At 62.5% G+C, this 17263-nt stretch carries 15 protein-coding genes; 9 read left to right on the top strand and 6 right to left on the bottom strand.

Features of this window, described 5'->3' with window-relative positions:
* Window positions 1–56: 56 nt before the first annotated feature.
* Entirely contained in the window at window positions 57–809 is a 753-nt protein-coding gene (locus tag CYG48_RS08760; RefSeq protein WP_118850033.1) for a FadR/GntR family transcriptional regulator, read from the bottom strand.
* A 192-nt stretch (window positions 810–1001) separates the two neighbouring features.
* On the opposite strand from CYG48_RS08760, the gene CYG48_RS08755 reads away from it, so the two are divergent.
* From CYG48_RS08755 to CYG48_RS08745, 3 genes are all read left to right on the top strand, one after another.
* Window positions 1002–1799 carry an NAD-dependent epimerase/dehydratase family protein gene (locus CYG48_RS08755; RefSeq protein ID WP_118850032.1) on the top strand — a complete coding sequence of 266 codons (798 nt, stop codon included), beginning with the start codon at window positions 1002–1004 and terminating at the stop codon, window positions 1797–1799.
* Between the two features lie 103 nt (window positions 1800–1902).
* Window positions 1903–2499, top strand: coding sequence for a DUF922 domain-containing Zn-dependent protease (locus CYG48_RS08750; RefSeq protein ID WP_118850031.1), 597 nt, complete (start codon window positions 1903–1905; stop codon window positions 2497–2499).
* A gap of 47 nt (window positions 2500–2546) precedes the next feature.
* Entirely contained in the window at window positions 2547–3695 is a 1149-nt protein-coding gene (locus CYG48_RS08745; protein ID WP_118850030.1) for a M20 family metallopeptidase, read from the top strand.
* Between the two features lie 3 nt (window positions 3696–3698).
* On the opposite strand, the gene CYG48_RS08740 is transcribed toward CYG48_RS08745, so the two are convergent.
* The 5 genes from CYG48_RS08740 to ytfQ all read right to left on the bottom strand — a co-directional run bounded on the left by CYG48_RS08740 (window position 3699) and on the right by ytfQ (window position 9142).
* Window positions 3699–4442 (bottom strand): FadR/GntR family transcriptional regulator, encoded by a 744-nt coding sequence (locus CYG48_RS08740; protein WP_118850029.1) that lies wholly within the window; start codon window positions 4440–4442, stop codon window positions 3699–3701.
* On the bottom strand, window positions 4442–5428 hold the full coding sequence (yjfF, locus tag CYG48_RS08735) for a galactofuranose ABC transporter, permease protein YjfF (protein WP_118850028.1): 987 nt from the start codon (window positions 5426–5428) through the stop codon (window positions 4442–4444). Before yjfF ends, CYG48_RS08740 begins: the two co-directional genes overlap by 1 nt.
* Window positions 5425–6471 (bottom strand): ABC transporter permease, encoded by a 1047-nt coding sequence (locus tag CYG48_RS08730; protein ID WP_199925110.1) that lies wholly within the window; start codon window positions 6469–6471, stop codon window positions 5425–5427. Before CYG48_RS08730 ends, yjfF begins: the two co-directional genes overlap by 4 nt.
* Window positions 6471–7997, bottom strand: coding sequence for a sugar ABC transporter ATP-binding protein (locus CYG48_RS08725; protein ID WP_118850026.1), 1527 nt, complete (start codon window positions 7995–7997; stop codon window positions 6471–6473). Before CYG48_RS08725 ends, CYG48_RS08730 begins: the two co-directional genes overlap by 1 nt.
* A 185-nt stretch (window positions 7998–8182) precedes the next feature.
* On the bottom strand, window positions 8183–9142 hold the full coding sequence (gene ytfQ / locus CYG48_RS08720) for a galactofuranose ABC transporter, galactofuranose-binding protein YtfQ (RefSeq protein ID WP_118850025.1): 960 nt from the start codon (window positions 9140–9142) through the stop codon (window positions 8183–8185).
* Between the two features lie 332 nt (window positions 9143–9474).
* On the opposite strand from ytfQ, the gene araD1 reads away from it, so the two are divergent.
* The 6 genes from araD1 to mmsB all read left to right on the top strand — a co-directional run bounded on the left by araD1 (window position 9475) and on the right by mmsB (window position 17221).
* Window positions 9475–10467: an AraD1 family protein gene (gene araD1 / locus CYG48_RS08715; protein WP_118850024.1), complete on the top strand. Its 993-nt coding sequence runs from the start codon at window positions 9475–9477 to the stop codon at window positions 10465–10467.
* A gap of 9 nt (window positions 10468–10476) precedes the next feature.
* Window positions 10477–11403 (top strand): Gfo/Idh/MocA family protein, encoded by a 927-nt coding sequence (locus tag CYG48_RS08710; protein ID WP_118850023.1) that lies wholly within the window; start codon window positions 10477–10479, stop codon window positions 11401–11403.
* A gap of 65 nt (window positions 11404–11468) precedes the next feature.
* A complete protein-coding gene (locus CYG48_RS08705) occupies window positions 11469–13250 on the top strand; it encodes an IlvD/Edd family dehydratase (RefSeq protein ID WP_199925283.1) in 1782 nt (593 codons plus the stop codon).
* A 92-nt stretch (window positions 13251–13342) separates the two neighbouring features.
* A complete protein-coding gene (gene chvE, locus CYG48_RS08700) occupies window positions 13343–14401 on the top strand; it encodes a multiple monosaccharide ABC transporter substrate-binding protein (RefSeq protein ID WP_445304332.1) in 1059 nt (352 codons plus the stop codon).
* A gap of 58 nt (window positions 14402–14459) precedes the next feature.
* On the top strand, window positions 14460–16034 hold the full coding sequence (gene mmsA / locus CYG48_RS08695) for a multiple monosaccharide ABC transporter ATP-binding protein (protein ID WP_199925109.1): 1575 nt from the start codon (window positions 14460–14462) through the stop codon (window positions 16032–16034).
* Window positions 16031–17221, top strand: coding sequence for a multiple monosaccharide ABC transporter permease (gene mmsB, locus CYG48_RS08690; RefSeq protein ID WP_118850020.1), 1191 nt, complete (start codon window positions 16031–16033; stop codon window positions 17219–17221). Before mmsA ends, mmsB begins: the two co-directional genes overlap by 4 nt.
* The last annotated feature ends 42 nt before the right edge of the window (window positions 17222–17263 follow it).

Raw genomic sequence — 17263 nt, 5'->3', positions numbered from 1 at the left:
AGCGTCTCCTCCAGACTTGAGTTGTCGTACAGGTGGCGTTGATCTGTGTCAACAGCTCATCTTACAGATTCACGGACCGTCCGCAGCAGTGTGCGGTAGCGAAGCTGGCTGCCGCGCAGGTGGCTGCGCATTGCCTCCCGGGCTGCTTCCTCATTGCCATCCGAGATGGCAACCACGATGGCGTTATGCTCCTCGTCCAGGAGCTTGATGTAGGCCGCCTGGTCCTTTTCGGACTCGTCGGGACGAAGGGCGGCGCGCGGGATCACGCTGCGGCCGATCATCGTCAGGAACTCGCGAAAGCGCGGGTTGTTGGTGGCCTCGGCGATCGCCAGGTGCAGCGCAAAGTCAGCCTCGCTGGTAGGCTTGGAGGCCTCAAGGCAGGCGCGCACCGCGTAATGTTTTTCGAGGATGACTTCTTCCTGGGCCGGCGACCGGCGCACCGCGGCGAGCCCTGCCGCCTCGACCTCCACGGCCGTGCGCAGTTCGAGCAGTTCGATCATCGATGAAACCCGCGCCAGGTCTATGTCCTGCAAGGACAACGGCACCGGCTGCGGTTCGGCAGGCGTATCCAGCACGAAGACGCCAGCGCCTTGCCGCGCCTCGACCAGGCGGTCGGCGCGCAAGGCTGCGATCGCTTCGCGAACCACGGTGCGGCTCACCCCGTGCGCTTCGGTCAGTTGCGCTTCGCTTGGCAGCCGCGAACCTGGAGCAAATTCTCCTGCCTTGATGGCCTCGCGCAGCGACTCGGCCAGCCGAGACACCAGTGTCCTCGATCCCCTGCCGGTATCGACTTTCACATCTACGCTCACAGTGCCCTCCTTGCCGACAGGAGTTGCTCTTGGGGCGGCAACTCGTATGCCAGGTATTCCAGCTTGTTTAGCGGTGCGGTGGCTTGTTGACCAGTGCAAGTCAAGATGTATGATAAGTCGTAGTGCTTGTCTCGAACAAGTTGGCGTGAATGGCAGAGAGCGGTCGCTTGGCCGCTTTGGGAGGATGACGTGTTGAAGAGACTTCTGATCACAGGTGCGGCCGGCGGCCTGGGAAGCGCGATGCGCGCCCGCTTGTCGGGGCAGGCGGAGATCCTTCGGCTGTCCGACATCGTGGACGTCGGTGCTGCCGGGCCGAACGAGGAAGTCGTCACCTGCGATCTCGGTGACGCCGAGGCGGTAATGAAGCTTGTCGAAGGCTGCGACGGCATCCTGCATCTTGGCGGCGTATCGGTGGAGGACAAGTTCTCCAAGATTCTCAACGCCAACCTTCTGGGGCTCTTCAACCTCTATGAGGCAGCGCGCGCCCATGGGCATCCGCGCATCATCTTTGCAAGCTCCAATCACGTTGTCGGCTTCTATCGGCAGGACCAGCATATCGACGTCAAGGCGCAGATGAAGCCGGACGGCCTTTACGGCGTCTCAAAATGCTTCGGCGAAGCGCTGGCGAGCATGTATTTCGACAAGTTCGGGCAGGAAACCGCGATCGTGCGGATCGGCAGCTGTTTCGAAAAGCCGCTGAACCACCGGATGCTGTCAGGCTGGATGTCCTATGACGACTTCGTGTCGCTGATCGGCTGCGTCTTCCGCGCGCCGATGCTTGGCTGCCCGATCATCTGGGGCATTTCCGACAATGACAGCAAGTGGTGGGATAACTCGCACGCCTCCTATCTCGGATGGCGCCCGAAGGACAACGCCGAGCGGTTTCGGGCCGAGCTTGATGCAACGCAGGAGCGGCCAGCGCCCACCTCGGCGATGGCTGTCTACCAGGGCGGCAAATTCGTGGAAGATCCGATCTTTCCCGAGGACTGAGGCCGCAGCCCCGCAAGATTTGCCCGCGGCTTCATCCTATTGCATCGATCGGTGACTGCCTCTAGTTCTCATCCAACGGATATCGAGGGAGCCGCGTGACTGGATGAGGTCTTTCTGGCTGACGGCTGTGGCTTTTCTCCTCGCCGAGGCGGTGATGGCGCAGGAGCCATGGCAGCCGGTCGAGGAGTGGAAGACATACGCCATCTCCGGCACCTCCGGCGTCGAGCTCTATGCCTCGATCGGCGAACGCGGCCCGAAGATCGGGCAGGAAGTGCGCACGATTGCGCTCACCAACTTCAAGCTCACCTGGACACGGAAATACGTGCCGCAGCCGGACGGCTCCTGCACGCTGACAACCGCGCGCCCCAGACTCATCATCACCTACACCCTGCCCAAACCGTCCTCTCCGCTCGCGCCGGACCTGAAGCGCATGTGGGATGCGTTCATCACCGGCGTGCGCCGCCACGAGGCCGTGCATGGCGTGATGATCAAGGACATGGTCAAGGAGATCGAGCGTGTCAGCATTGGCCTGAGCGCGCCGAACGACCCGAAATGCACCAAGGTGCGGGCGGCACTGCAGGCGAAGCTCGGGGAGATTTCGCGCGCGCAACGCCAGAAGAGTTCAGATTTCGACCGCGTCGAGATGAGCGACGGCGGCAATGTCCATCAACTCATCCTGGCGCTCGTCAACGGCCGGTGACATCGACCGTGCCCACCCATTACAAATTTTGAAACCGAGGACTTTTCATGATGCTTGCCGTTTCCGCAGAAGACATCGATGCCAAAGCCCTGATCGAGGAGTTGAAGGCCTGGGTGGAGATCGAGACCCCGACGCGGGATGCGGCAGCGGTCAACCGGTTGGCTGATCGCGTCGAAGCACGCGCCAGGGCATCCGGTCTGGAGGTCGAGCGTTTGCCCGGTACACTTGGCTATGGTGATATCCTGGCGGTGCGTTCGCCGCGTCCGGCCGGCAGCAACGAAAAAACGGTGCTGGTGCTGGCGCATCTCGACACGGTGCATGCCGTCGGCGTCATTGAAAACGAACTTCCGCTGCGCCAGGAAGGTGACAGCCTCTATGGCCCGGGCATCTATGACATGAAATCCGGAGCGCTGATGGCGCTCGAGGCGATGACGCTTGCCGTGCAGCGCGGATCCAGGATGCCGATCGACCTTCTGTTCGTGCCGGACGAGGAGATGGGCAGCCTCTCATCGCGCGCCTTCATGGAAGAGGCAGCCAAGACCGCAGGTTACGCCCTGGTCGTGGAGCCCGCCCGCGACGGCGGCAAGGTCGTCGTCGCGCGCAAGGGTGTGGCCATGTACGACATCACGGTAAAAGGTCGCGCCGCCCACGCGGGCGCACGGCCGCAGGATGGCCGCAGTGCCGTTCGTGCGGCGGCCCGGCTGGTGCTGGAACTTGAAGCGCTGAACGACACCGGGCGCGGCATTACCGTGACCGTCGGGACGATCCACGGCGGCACCGGCCGCAACACCGTGCCGGCGGAGTGCCGCATGCAGGTGGATGTCCGGGTTCCCGACGACGAGAGCGCCCGCGAGGTGACGGCGAAGATCGAAGCGATGAAGCCGGTCGATCCTGACATCAGTTTCGAAATTTCCGGAAAGATGAACCGCCCTCCGTTTGCGCAGACGGTCGAGGGCAAGCGCCTGTTCGACAAGGCGGCCGAGATCGCGAGCGGCCTCGGCATCACGCTCGAAGGCATGGCGACCGGTGGCGGCTCCGACGGTAACTTCACGGCGGCCATGGGCGTGCCGACGCTGGATGGTCTTGGTGCCGACGGGGCAGGGCCGCATACCTTCCACGAGCATATTTTTGTCAGCAGCGTTGCGCCACGCACGGCCTTGCTCGCCAACCTGATGATGACGCTCGAGCCGCGGTAAGGTTCAGGCCGGCAGCGTCACGTCGAAGGTGCTAAGGATGCGGCCCTTGCCGACCTCGATGACGTGGCGCATCGCGGCGATCGCCTTTTGCGGGTCCCGCGAGGCGATCGCATGCGTGATCCGCAGGTGGTTTGCGGCCACCTCGTCGATCTTTTCCGGCGAGGCCGCCGGCGACGACAGCTGGAAGGAAATGGCAAGCGCTGCCTCGATCAATGCGCTCGCCGAGCGCATGAAGGGGTTGCCGGACATGCGGGCAATGGCGAGGTGGAAGTCGAGGTCCACCTGCGCGATCGTTTCTGGCGTATGCGACAGGTCGTCGAATTTCGCGGCAATGGCGTAAAGCGCAACGATATCGTCGCTCGATGCGCGCACCGCCGCTGCTGCCGCCGCCGCCGGCTCCAGCGCCATGCGCATTTCCGCCAGATGTTCGATGAACTCGTAGTCGAGGCCGGACTCGAACCGCCAGCCGAGCACGTCCGAATCAAAGAAATTCCAGCTCGCCTTGTCCAGCACCCGGGTGCCGACCTTCGCCTTCGCCTCCACCAGCCGCTTGGCCGCGAGCGTCTTCATGGCTTCGCGGAGCACCGTGCGTGAGACCCCGAAGCGGGCGGAAAGCTCCGAATCGCCAGGCAGCAGCGATCCTTCCGCGATCTTGCCGGAAACGATGCCTCGACCGAGCTCCGCCACCACATGCGCGTGGTTGCTGCGGCGCTTTCGCCCGCTGATCGTCGTTTCCAGAAGACCCATCACACTTCCTTAAGCCGGCTCTCCGCCAATTTCCTGTTTGAATACCAGATGATTCCGCGCTGCAACACGATGAACACGAAAAGCAGGATGCCGATGACGATTTTGGTCCACCAGGAAGAAAGCGAGCCATCGAAGACGATGTAGGTCTGGATCAGGCCCTGGATCAGGATCCCGACAAAGGTGCCGGCGACGAGGCCGACGCCGCCCGTCAGCAGCGTACCACCAATCACCACCGCCGCGATGGCATCGAGCTCAACGCCAACCGTCGCCAGCGAATAACCGGAGGAGGTGTAGAGCGTATAGGCGATACCCGCGAGGCCGGAGAGGAAGCCGGAGAGCGCATAGATGCCGATTGTGGTCGAGCCGACCGGCACGCCCATCAGTTCCGCGGACTGCTGGTTGCCGCCGATGGCATAGACATTGGCTCCGAAGCGCGTGCGCCCCGCGATGAAGGAAGCGGCGATGAACACTGCCAGCATCAGCATGGCAAGCGCGGTCAGCCGTCCGCCGCCGGGGAAGCGGAAATAGAAGCCCTGGATGGTGTCGATGATCTCATGCGAGATCGGCACGGACTCGGTCGAAATGAGATAGGCCGCGCCGCGCGCCAGGAACATGCCCGCAAGCGTCACCACAAAGGGCGGAATGTCGAGGTAGCGGATCATCGCGCCCATCAGGCTGCCGAAGATCGTGGAAATGACGAGCACCGCCGCAAACGCAACCAGCGGGTGGACGCCGAGCGACCCGACCATGACGGCGACGAAGACGCTCGTGAAGGCAATCACCGAGCCGATCGAAAGGTCGATGCCGCCGGACAGGATGACGAAGGTCATGCCGACCGCCGCGATGCCGAGGAAAGCGTTGTCGGTCAGCAGGTTGCCGATCACCCGGGTCGACAGCATGTTCGGGAACTGCGCGACGCAGAGCGCATAGGCGATCACGAAGATGCCGAGCGTCGTCACGAACGGGAGGTTGCGCGCGTGGATCATCGTGCGGTCCCTTCTGCCTCATCAAGGGGCTTCACATTGCGGGTTTCCGGGCCGCGTTTGGCGGGCTTCACGAAGTTCAGCAGCGATATGACGGCCGAAGACTGCAGCGTCAGAACGATCACGATGATGACGGCCTTGATGATCAGGTTGAATTCCGGCGGGAAGCCCGAAACTAGGATGCCGGTGTTGATCGACTGGATGATCAGCGCGCCGATCAGCGATGCCGCGATCGAGAAGCGCCCGCCGTTGAGCGACGTGCCGCCGATGACGACGGCGAGAATGGCGTCCAGTTCCAGCCAGAGACCGGCATTGTTTGCGTCCGCGCCGCGGATGTCGGCGGTGACGATCAGGCCAGCGATTGCCGCGCAGAGGCCGGAGACGGCATAGACGAAGAAAAGGAGGAAGCGTGCCTTCACCCCGGCAAGCGTTGCCGCGCGGCGGTTGATGCCGGTCGCCTCGATCAGGAAACCGAGTGCCGAGCGGCGCACCAGAAGCCCGATCAGGATCGCGGCTGCAATCCAGATCAGCACCGGAATGGGGATGCCGCCAAGCGAGCCAGACCCGAGTGCCGAAAAGGAATCATTGTTGAAGGTGAGGATCGCCCCTTCGGTCACGAGCTGGGCGATGCCGCGCCCTGCCACCATGAGAATCAGCGTCGCGATGATCGGCTGGATGTCGAGGAGCGCGACCAGCACGCCGTTCCACAGTCCGCAGGCGAGGCCGACCGCGAGCGAGACGACGATCACCACCGGCAGCGGATAATCCTGGGTAATCAGCGTTGCCGCGACCGCGCCGCAGATGGCGATCACCGCGCCGATCGACAAGTCGATGCCGCGGGTGGCGATCACCAGCGTCATGCCGATCGTCAGGAGTGCGACGGGTGCTGCACGCACGAGGATGTCAATGAGGCTGCCGTAAAGCCGGCCGTTCTGGACCGACACCGTGAGGAAGCCCGGGGTGATGACCGTGATCAGCGCGAGGATGATCGCCAGCGCGATGATCTGCGGTGCAAGCCGCTTCAGACGACGGGAAACGCGGTTCATCACGCGGCCTCCGTTCTGGCCGAGGAGGCGATCGCCTGCATGATGTTGTCGGCCGTCATTTCGCTGCCGGCCAGTTCCGCCACATGCTTGCGGTCGGACAGGACGATGACGCGATGCGCGACGGCGGTGAGTTCCTCGAGTTCCGACGAAATGACCACCAGCGACATGCCCTCGGCGCAAAGTTTCTCGATCATCTTCAGGATTTCGGCATGCGCCCCGATATCGATGCCGCGGGTCGGCTCATCGAGGATCAGCAGGCGCGGGTCTGTCGCCAGCCAACGGGCGAGGATCGCCTTCTGCTGGTTGCCGCCGGACAGGAACTTGATCGGCCGCTCCGGGTCGGCCGGGCGAATGTCCAGCGACTTGATGAAATTGTCGGCAAGCGCCGTCTTCTCGGCGGATGTGATGGGTTTCGCCCAGCCCTGTCGCGCCTGGAGCGCGAGCGCGATGTTATCGGCGACCGAGAAGTCACCGATGATCCCGTCGGTCTTGCGTTCCTCCGGGCAGAAGCCGAAGCCGTTTGCGATCGCCGCTTCCGGGGAGGAGAGTGTGACCTCCTTGCCGTCGACCATTGCCGTCCCGCTGTCGGCGCGATCGATGCCGAACAACAGGAAGGCCGTTTCCGAACGCCCCGATCCGAGAAGCCCGGCAACGCCAACCACTTCACCCGGCCTCACCTGGAGATCGAATGGCGCGACGCTGCCGCGCTTGCCGTATCCCAGGAACTGGATCGGCGCTTCGGCCGTCGCAGCGACGGTCGCATCTTCTGCCTGGTGGTCGCGGGTAATGTGCTGCAGTTCGCGGCCGAGCATCATGGAAATGAGCTCAAGGCGCGGCAGGTCGGACAGTTTCTTGGTGCCGACGAGGCGACCGTTGCGCAGCACCGTCACGCGGTCGGCCACGGCATAAACCTGGTTGAGGAAGTGGGTGATGATGATGATGCCGAGCCCATCCTCGCGCAGCTTGCGCAGTACCGAGAACAACATCTCGACTTCATGCGCATCGAGGCTGGCCGTCGGTTCATCGAGAACCAGCACCTTGCCGGAAAGATCAACGGCACGGGCGATCGCCACGATCTGCCGGACCGCGACCGAATAAGATGAAAGCAGCGCATCGACGTCGATGTCGAGACCGTAGCGCTCGAGCAGCGCCTTGGAGCGGCGGCGCATCTCGCGCCGGTCGATCAGGCCGAAGCGTCGCGGTTGGCGGCCGAGGAACAGGTTTTCGGCAACCGTCAGGTTTTCGAGCAGGTTCACTTCCTGGTAGACGGTCCCGATGCCGAGCGCCTGCGCTTCGCCCACATTCGCCGGCGTCACCTCCTGGCCATGCATGCGCATGGTTCCGCGGTCACGCGTGTAGACGCCCGTCAGGATCTTGATCAGCGTTGATTTCCCGGCGCCGTTTTCGCCGAGCAGGGCATGGATCTCGCCGGCTTCCAGCGTGAAGTCCACTCCATCCAGCGCGGTAATCCCAAGGAAGGATTTGCCGATTCCGCGTGCTTCCAGAAGCGTATTGGTATCCGTCATTATATGTGACCCGCAGACCATGGCGCCGCGTATTGCCACGCGAAATGATGCGCTCTTGCTGTTCGTGTGACGTATCGGTCCCAGGCTTGCGGGTCATCGATACGCTGGGCCGGAGCAGCGGCGGGCGCCGCTCCGGTCCTTGGACGCAACTGAACCGACGAGAGGTCGGCCAGAGTGCCTGACGGTCAGTAGCCGAGGTTCTTCTTGGCTTCGTAGACCTTCATCGGGTCGTCGGCAGCCGTGTAGAGCTTCGACTCGGTCTGGATCCACTTCGGCGGCTCCTTCTTGTCCTTCAGGTAGGCTTCAAGAGCGTCGAAGGCCGGGCCTGCCATGTTCGGGGTCAGCTCAACCGTTGCGTTGGCCTCGCCCTTCGCCATGGCCTGGAAGATATCCGGAACAGCGTCGATCGACAGCACCTTGATGTCGGAGCCCGGCTTCAGGCCGGCTTCCTTGATGGCCTGGATGGCGCCGACAGCCATGTCGTCGTTATGAGCGTAGACAGCGCAGATGTCCTTGCCGCCGCCTTCGGCCTTGATGAAGCTTTCCATGACTTCCTTGCCCTTGGTACGGGTGAAGTCACCGGTCTGCGAACGAACGATCTTGATGTTGTCCTTGCCGGCAATCGCTTCTTCGAAGCCCTTCTTGCGGTTGATCGCCGGTGACGAACCGGTGGTGCCTTGAAGTTCGACCACCTTGCAGTCCTTGCCGGCCACTTCGTTCACCAGCCATTCGCCGGCAACCTTGCCTTCGTAGACCGTGTCGGAGGTGACAGCCGTCAGGTAGAGGTCCTTCGGCGCGTCGATTTCGCGGTCGAGCAGGATAACCGGGATGTTTTCTTCCTTGGCTTCCTTCAGGACGGCGTCCCAGCCGGTAGCAACGACCGGTGCGATGAAGATCGCGTCAACGCCCTGGGCAATAAAGCCGCGGATCGCCTTGATCTGGTTTTCCTGCTTCTGCTGTGCGTCCGCGAACTTGAGGTTCACGCCGCGCTTTTCAGCTTCCTGCTTGGTGACGGTGGTTTCTGCCGCGCGCCAGCCGGATTCGGAGCCGATCTGCGAAAAGCCGACGGTCAACGATGCAGCGGAAACGGTGGACGCTAGCGATAGCGTAAGGACGGCCGCAGCCGTCGCGAGTGCTCTTTTCATCTGAAATCCTCCCAGTGATGAGAAAGCGAACTGACGAATGGAGCATTCACATATAATATTACTTTTTCAAGCGGGAAAATGAAGAATCTGCACAACCTGTTTTTCAGGAGTGCAATTTTATCCTTCACAAGATGCTGATTTATCGCGCTAAAATCCGCGCTGGATAATTTGGCGCGTTGGTTAACCGGCGGGGAAGCGCGCTTGACAAGCCTCGCACGCTTCCAATAGTCGTATTTTTCGAATGCATCGGGACGCCATGTTCCGGTGGGGGAGATGCGAATGCCCTCGCGATGCGGCATCGCATTATCGGACAAGCGTTAGGTGGTTGATCGATGTTGCGTATTCTTCAGGTTCGGGACGATGCCGGAGCCATCAAGGTTGTGGCTTGGGATGGGGAAGGGCAGGCGCGTGTCGTCAATGGCGTGTCTTCCACGTATGATCTCGCCACGCAGGCAGTTGCAGCCTCGCGCACGCTTTCGCAGCAGATCGACAGCCTGGGCCTCGGTGCGGTGGTCGACCTCGATCAGGCGGCTGCAAGCAACAAGATCGCCCTGCCGATCACGCATCCAGATCCTGCACATTTCATCGTCGCCGGCACCGGCCTGACGCATCTTGGTTCTGCCGATGGCCGCGACAAGATGCACAAGGCAGCCCAGGCGGAAGAAAAGCCGACCGATTCCATGCGCATGTTCCTGATGGGCGTCGAGGGCGGCAAGCCGCAGCCAGGCCAGGCGGGCGTGCAGCCGGAATGGTTCTACAAGGGCAACGGCTCGCAGCTGCGCGCCACGGGCGAGGATCTGGTTTCCCCGGCATTCGCGCTGGACGGTGGCGAGGAGCCGGAACTGGCCGGCATCTATATGATCGGACCGGACGGCACGCCGTTCCGCCTCGGCTTCTGCCTCGCCAACGAGTTTTCCGACCACGTGACCGAGAAGGGCAATTATCTCTGGCTCGCGCATTCCAAGCTGCGCCAGGCTGCCCTTGGTCCGGAACTCCTTGTCGGCGACCTTCCGGATCATGTCGAAGGCACGTCGCGCGTGCTGCGCGGCGACAAGCCCATCTTCGAAAAGCCGTTCCTGTCTGGCGAGGCGAACATGTCGCACACCATCGCCAACCTGGAGCACCACAACTTCAAATATGACATCTTCCGCCAGCCGGGCGACCTGCATGTGCATTTCTTCGGCACGGCAACCTTGTCCTTCTCGGAAGGCATCAAGACCGAGTCGGGCGACGTGTTCGAGATCTCGGCCGCCCCGTTCAAGCTTCCGCTGGTCAACCGGCTTGCGGTCGCGGCCGACGTGCCGGTCACGGTCAAGCCACTCTGAGAGACTGATATGGCTCCTATCCGTCTTGCCATCGTCGGTCTTGGAAAGATCGCCCGGGATCAGCATCTCGGCGCCATCGAAGCAACCGATGGCGTGAACCTCGTTGCGGTCGCGAGCCGCAACGCGCAGCTTGAGGGCGTGCACTGTTTCCACGACATCGCCGACCTCCTGGCATCCGACGTCGAGATCGATGCGGTTTCGCTGTGCACCCCGCCGCAGGGGCGCTTTGCCCAGGCGAAGGCGGCCTTGGACGCCGGCAAGCATGTGATGCTGGAAAAGCCGCCGGGCGCCAGCCTCTCCGAGGTCTATGCACTCGAAGCTCTGGCCAAGGCGAAGGGCCTCACCCTGTTTTCCACCTGGCATTCGCGCGCTGCCGCGGCCGTCGAGCCGGCACGCGCATTGCTTGCCAAGCGGAAGATCAAAACCGTTTCCGTCGAGTGGAAGGAAGACGTCCGCCACTGGCATCCGGGCCAAGCCTGGATCTGGGAGCCGGGCGGGCTCGGCGTCTTCGATCCCGGCATCAACGCGCTGTCCATCGTCACCCGCATCCTTCCCGAGCCATTCCATCTTGTTCGCTCGGACCTGACCTTCCCGGCAAACCGCGCGGCCCCGATCGCCGCATCGCTCGCATTCGAGATGGTGAGCGGCACGCCGGTATCGGCAGAGTTCGACTGGCGCCAGACGGGCCCGCAGACCTGGGACATCCGGGTCGAGACGGAAGAGGGCCCTGTCGTCCTCACCCATGGCGGCAGCCGGTTGATCGTTGATGGCGAGCCGCAGATCGTCGAAGAGGATCGCGAATACCGCAATCTTTATCGCGACTTCGTCAGCCTTGTCCGCTCCGGCACCAGCGACACTGATTTTTCGCCACTGGTGCATGTGGCAGACGCCTTTATGCTGGGCCGGCGCATCCAGACGGAAGAATTCGAGGACTGATCATGAGCAATTCTGAAAACGCACCCTCCAACGAAATCGCAGAAACCGACCACCGGCGTCAGGAAATGCGCAAGCTCCGCTCGCGGGCCTGGTTCGACAACCCCGACAACGTGGACATGACGGCGCTTTACCTTGAGCGCTACATGAACTTCGGCCTCAGCCAGGCAGAGCTTCAGTCCGACCGTCCGATCATCGGCATCGCCCAGACCGGATCGGATCTTTCGCCGTGCAACCGCCACCACCTCGAGCTGGCCAACCGCCTGCGCGAAGGTATCCGCGAAGCGGGCGGCATCGCGATCGAATTCCCGGTGCACCCGATCCAGGAGACCGGCAAGCGCCCGACGGCGGGCCTTGACCGCAACCTCGCCTATCTCGGTCTCGTGGAAGTTCTTTACGGTTACCCGCTCGATGGCGTGGTGCTGACGATCGGATGCGACAAGACCACGCCTGCCTGTCTGATGGCGGCCGCGACCGTCAACATCCCGTCGATTGCCCTGTCGGTCGGCCCGATGCTGAACGGCTGGTTCCGCGGCGAGCGCACGGGTTCGGGCACCATCGTCTGGAAGGCCCGCGAACTGCTGGCAAAGGGCGAAATCGACTACGCTGGCTTCGTCAAGCTCGTTGCATCGTCCGCGCCGTCGACCGGCTACTGCAACACCATGGGCACGGCAACCACGATGAACTCGCTCGCCGAAGCCCTCGGCATGCAGCTTCCGGGTTCGGCCGCCATCCCGGCACCGTACCGCGACCGCCAGGAAGTCGCCTACCTTACGGGCCTTCGCATCGTCGAGATGGTCAAGGAAGACCTGAAGCCTTCCGACATCCTGACCAAGGAAGCCTTCATCAACGCGATCCGCGTCAACTCGGCGATTGGCGGTTCGACCAACGCCCCGATCCACCTCAACGCGCTTGCCCGTCACATCGGCGTCGAGCTCAGCGTCGATGACTGGCAGACCTATGGCGAGGACGTTCCGCTGCTCGTCAACCTGCAGCCGGCCGGCGAATATCTCGGCGAGGACTATTACCACGCCGGTGGTGTTCCGGCCGTCGTCAACCAGCTGATGAACCATGGCCTCATCAACGAAGACGCCATGACGGTGAACGGCAAGACGATCGGCGAAAACTGCCGCGGCGCCATCATCGAGGACGAGAAGGTCATCCGTCGTTACGAGGAGCCGCTGAAGCCTGCCGCCGGCTTCCGCGTGCTGCGCGGCAATCTCTTCTCGTCGGCGATCATGAAGACCAGCGTCATCTCGCCGGAATTCCGCGAGCGTTACCTGTCGAACCCGAACGATCCGGAAGCCTTCGAAGGCAAGGCCGTGGTGTTCGATGGTCCGGAGGATTACCACCACCGCATCGATGACCCGTCGCTGGAAATCGATGAGCACACCATTCTCTTCATGCGCGGTGCCGGACCGATCGGTTATCCGGGTGCTGCCGAAGTGGTCAACATGCGCGCGCCGGACTACCTCCTGAAGCGCGGCATTTCCTCGCTCGCCTGCATCGGCGACGGCCGCCAGTCCGGCACGTCGGGAAGCCCGTCGATCCTCAACGCTTCGCCGGAAGCGGCTGCCGGCGGTGGTCTTGCGATCCTGAGGACCGGCGACCGCGTCCGCATCGACCTTGGTCGCGGCGAAGCCAATATCCTGATCTCGGACGAGGAAATTGCCGAACGCCGCAAGGCGCTCGAGGCCAACGGCGGCTACCAGTATCCGAAGCACCAGACACCGTGGCAGGAAATCCAGCGCGGCATCGTCGGCCAGATGGAAACCGGCGCGGTGCTGGAACCGGCCGTGAAGTATCAGCGGATCGCCCAGACTGCCGGCCTTCCGCGCGACAACCACTAATACGGATCCTGCAGCCGACAGGGGGTCGGTTGCAGCACGTGAACTATGGCGGCTCGAAGGGAGCCGCCTCTAAGGAGGAGCAATCCATGCGCATGTTCAAATATCTTGCAACCGCCGCCATCATGGCCGGGCTGTCGATTGCGGCACCCGCCGGCGCCCAGGACAAGGGCCTCGTCGGCGTTGCCATGCCGACCAAGTCTTCTGCCCGCTGGATCGCCGACGGCGACAACATGGTCAACGTCCTGAAGGAGCGTGGCTACACGACCGACCTTCAGTACGCTGAAGACGATATCCCGAACCAGCTCGCGCAGATCGAAAACATGATCACCAAGGGCGCCAAGGTGCTCGTGATCGCGTCGATCGACGGCACGACCCTGTCGGACGTCTTGCAGCAGGCTGCTGACCAGCAGATCAAGGTCATCGCTTACGACCGCCTGATCCGCGACACGCCGAACGTCGACTACTACGCCACCTTCGACAACTTCCAGGTGGGCGTGCAGCAGGCGACCTCGCTCGTGAAGGGCCTCAAGGCCGACACCGAAGCCGGTCCGTTCAACATCGAACTCTTCGGTGGTTCGCCGGACGACAACAACGCCTTCTTCTTCTACAATGGCGCGATGAGCGTTCTCCAGCCGCTCATCGACAAGGGCACGCTGAAGGTTGGCTCCGGCCAGGTTGGCATGGACAAGGTCGCGACCCTTCGCTGGGATCCGGCAACCGCCCAGTCCCGTATGGACGCCATCCTGTCTTCGACCTATTCCGACAAGAAACTGCACGGCGTGCTTTCGCCTTACGACGGCATCTCGATCGGTATCCTGTCGTCGCTCAAGGGCGTTGGCTACGGCAGCGGCGACATGCCGATGCCTGTCGTGACCGGCCAGGACGCGGAAATCCCGTCGGTCAAGTCGATCATTGCCGGCGAGCAGTATTCGACGATCTTCAAGGACACCCGCGAACTTGCCAAGGTCACTGTCGACATGGTTGACGCCGTGATGAGCGGCAAGGAGCCGACCGTCAACGACACCAAGACCTATGACAACGGCAAGAAGGTCGTTCCGTCCTACCTGCTGAAGCCGGTTGTGGTCGAAAAGGACAACGTGAACGAAGTCCTGGTCGGCAGCGGCTACTACAAGGAAGACCAGCTCAAGTAAGTCATCTGAATCCGCGCGGCCTCCTGCGCCGCGCGGATCTTTATCATTCGGAGTGATCATGGCCGATCCAGTCCCGCACCCGCAGCCACTGGCGGAAAAGCCGCCCATCCTCGAAATGCGGGGCATATCCAAGAGTTTCGGCGCCGTGAAGGCGCTTTCTGATGTCAGCTTTACCGTGAAGGAAGGCGAGATCCACGCGCTCGTCGGCGAAAACGGCGCCGGCAAGTCGACGTTGATGAAGGTCCTTTCGGGCGTTTACCCGCACGGCACCTATGAGGGCTCCATCCTGTTCGACGGGCAGGAGCGCCATTTCCGCGACATCAATGATTCCGAAAAGCTCGGCGTCATCATCATCCACCAGGAACTTGCACTCATTCCGCTGATGTCGATCGCGGAAAACATCTTCTTGACCAATCCCCCGGCGCGACGCGGCATCATCGACCGCAGCGAACGGCACAAGCGCACGCAGGAACTGCTCGCCAAGGTCGGCTTGACCGAGCAGCCCGACACGCTGATCACCAATATCGGCGTGGGCAAGCAGCAGTTGGTCGAGATCGCCAAGGCGCTGTCTAAGGACGTGCGCCTGCTGATCCTCGATGAGCCGACCGCGTCCCTTAACGAGACCGACAGTGCCGCCTTGCTCGAGCTTCTCAAGGAGTTCCGCCGCAACGGCATCACCTCGATCATGATCAGCCACAAGCTGAACGAGATCACCGAGGTCGCCGACCAGATCACCGTGCTGCGCGACGGGCGCACCGTCGGCACGATGGACTGCCATGCAGGCCCGGTGGACGAGGACGAGATTGTCCGGCGCATGGTCGACCGCGATCTTGAAAGCCGTTACCCGAAGCGCGTGCCGAAGATCGGCGACGTCATCTTCGAAGTGGAGAACTGGTCGGCCTACCACCCGCAGCATTCGGACCGCCAGGTCGTCAAGAATGTCTCGATGAAGGTGAGGGCGGGCGAGATCGTCGGCATATCCGGCCTGATGGGCGCAGGGCGCACCGAGTTCGCCATGAGCCTGTTCGGCAAGTCCTGGGGCCGCCACGTCACCGGTGTCGCCAAGCTGCATGGCAAGGAGCTCGACCTGTCGGACGTCCACAAGGCGATCAAGGCCGGCCTTGCCTATGTCACCGAAGACCGCAAGCAACTCGGGCTGATCCTGCCGGAAGATATCCGCAAGAACGTGTCGCTCGCGCATCTTGGCGGCGTCTCCTCACGCGGCGTCATCGACGACATCGCCGAGATGAAGGTGGCGCAGGAGTTCCGCGGGCGCATGCGCATCCGCAGCCACAACGTCTACCAGGAAACCGGCAAGCTCTCGGGCGGCAACCAGCAGAAGGTGGTATTGTCGAAGTGGTTGTTCACCAACCCGGAAGTGCTGATCCTCGATGAGCCGACGCGCGGTATCGATGTCGGCGCGAAATACGAAATTTACTCGATCATCAACGAACTGGCCAATGCCGGCAAGGCGGTGATCGTCATCTCGTCGGAAATGCCGGAGCTGATCGGCATCTGCGACCGTATCGTGGTGATGCACGAAGGTGCATTCGTCGGTGAAGTCGCCGGCGAGGAAGCCACGCAAGAAAATATCATGCGCGCCATCATGCGGCGCAAAGGGAGAGACCAATGAGCACGCCCCAGGAAGCAATCACAGCGCCGCCCAAGGCGACTGGTTTTCTGAAGGACAACCTGCGCGATTTCGGCATGCTGATCTCGTTGGCCGTGATCGTGGTGTTCTTCCAGATCGCCACGGACGGCGTTCTTCTGAAGCCGCTGAACGTCACGAATATCGTGCTGCAGAACTCCTACATCGTCATCATGGCGCTCGGCATGCTGATGGTGATCGTCACCGGCCATATCGACCTGTCGGTCGGTTCGGTGGCCGGTTTCATCGGCGGCCTCGCGGGTCTACTGATGGTCAGCTACGGCATCAACCTCGCCCTCGCCATCGTCATCTGCCTTGCCGTTGGCGCGGTGATCGGCGGCATCCAGGGCTATTTTGTCGCCTATTTCAAGATACCGTCCTTCATCGTCACGCTCGCCGGCATGCTCGTCTTCCGCGGCTTGATGATCGCGATCCTCGGCAGCCAGGCGATCGGCCCGTTCCCGCCGATCTTCCAGAAGCTGTCGTCCGGTTATGTGCTTGAGCTCATCTCGTCGTCGGGCGGGCTCTACATCACGTCCTTCCTGATCGGCCTCGTCCTGGCGGTGATCCTGATCATCCAGAACTTCGCAAGCCGCAAGCGCCGGGTGTCGCACGGCGTCGAGACCGAGCCCTTCGGTTTCTTCGTCGCCAAGAACCTCGTCGTTCTCGCGGCCGTCGGTTACATCGCCTACCTGATCTCCTCGCATCGCGGCCTGCCGAACGTGCTGATCATCATGGCAGCCCTGATCGCGGCCTATGGCTTCCTCACGACCCGCACCGTCGTCGGCCGCCAGATCTATGCCGTCGGCGGCAATATCCGCGCTGCCGAACTCTCCGGCATCAAGGCGAACCGGCTGGTGTTCTTCACCTTCGTCAACATGGGCTTCCTGGCAGCGCTCGGCGGTCTTGTGGTCGCGGCACGCCTCAACAGCGCCACGCCGAAGGCCGGCGCCGGCTTCGAGCTTGATGTCATCGCGGCCTGCTTCATCGGCGGCGCCTCCGCCTACGGCGGCGTTGGCAAGGTCACCGGTGCCGTCATCGGCGCCTTCCTCATGGGCGTGATGAACAACGGCATGTCGATCCTCGGCATCGGCATCGACTACCAGCAGGTCATCAAGGGGCTCGTGCTTCTCGGCGCCGTCTGCGTGGACGTCTACAACCAGCGCCGCTGATACGCCCCCAGCCTCTCGAATAGGAAAGCCCGGGTGTGTTTC

Origin of the sequence: Neorhizobium sp. SOG26 (genome assembly GCF_003491345.1) — a bacterium.
GTDB classification, from domain to species: Bacteria; Pseudomonadota; Alphaproteobacteria; order Rhizobiales; family Rhizobiaceae; genus Neorhizobium; species Neorhizobium turbinariae.
The sequence above is the reverse complement of the archived record's forward strand: the minus strand, read 5'-3'. Positions and strand labels throughout refer to the sequence as shown.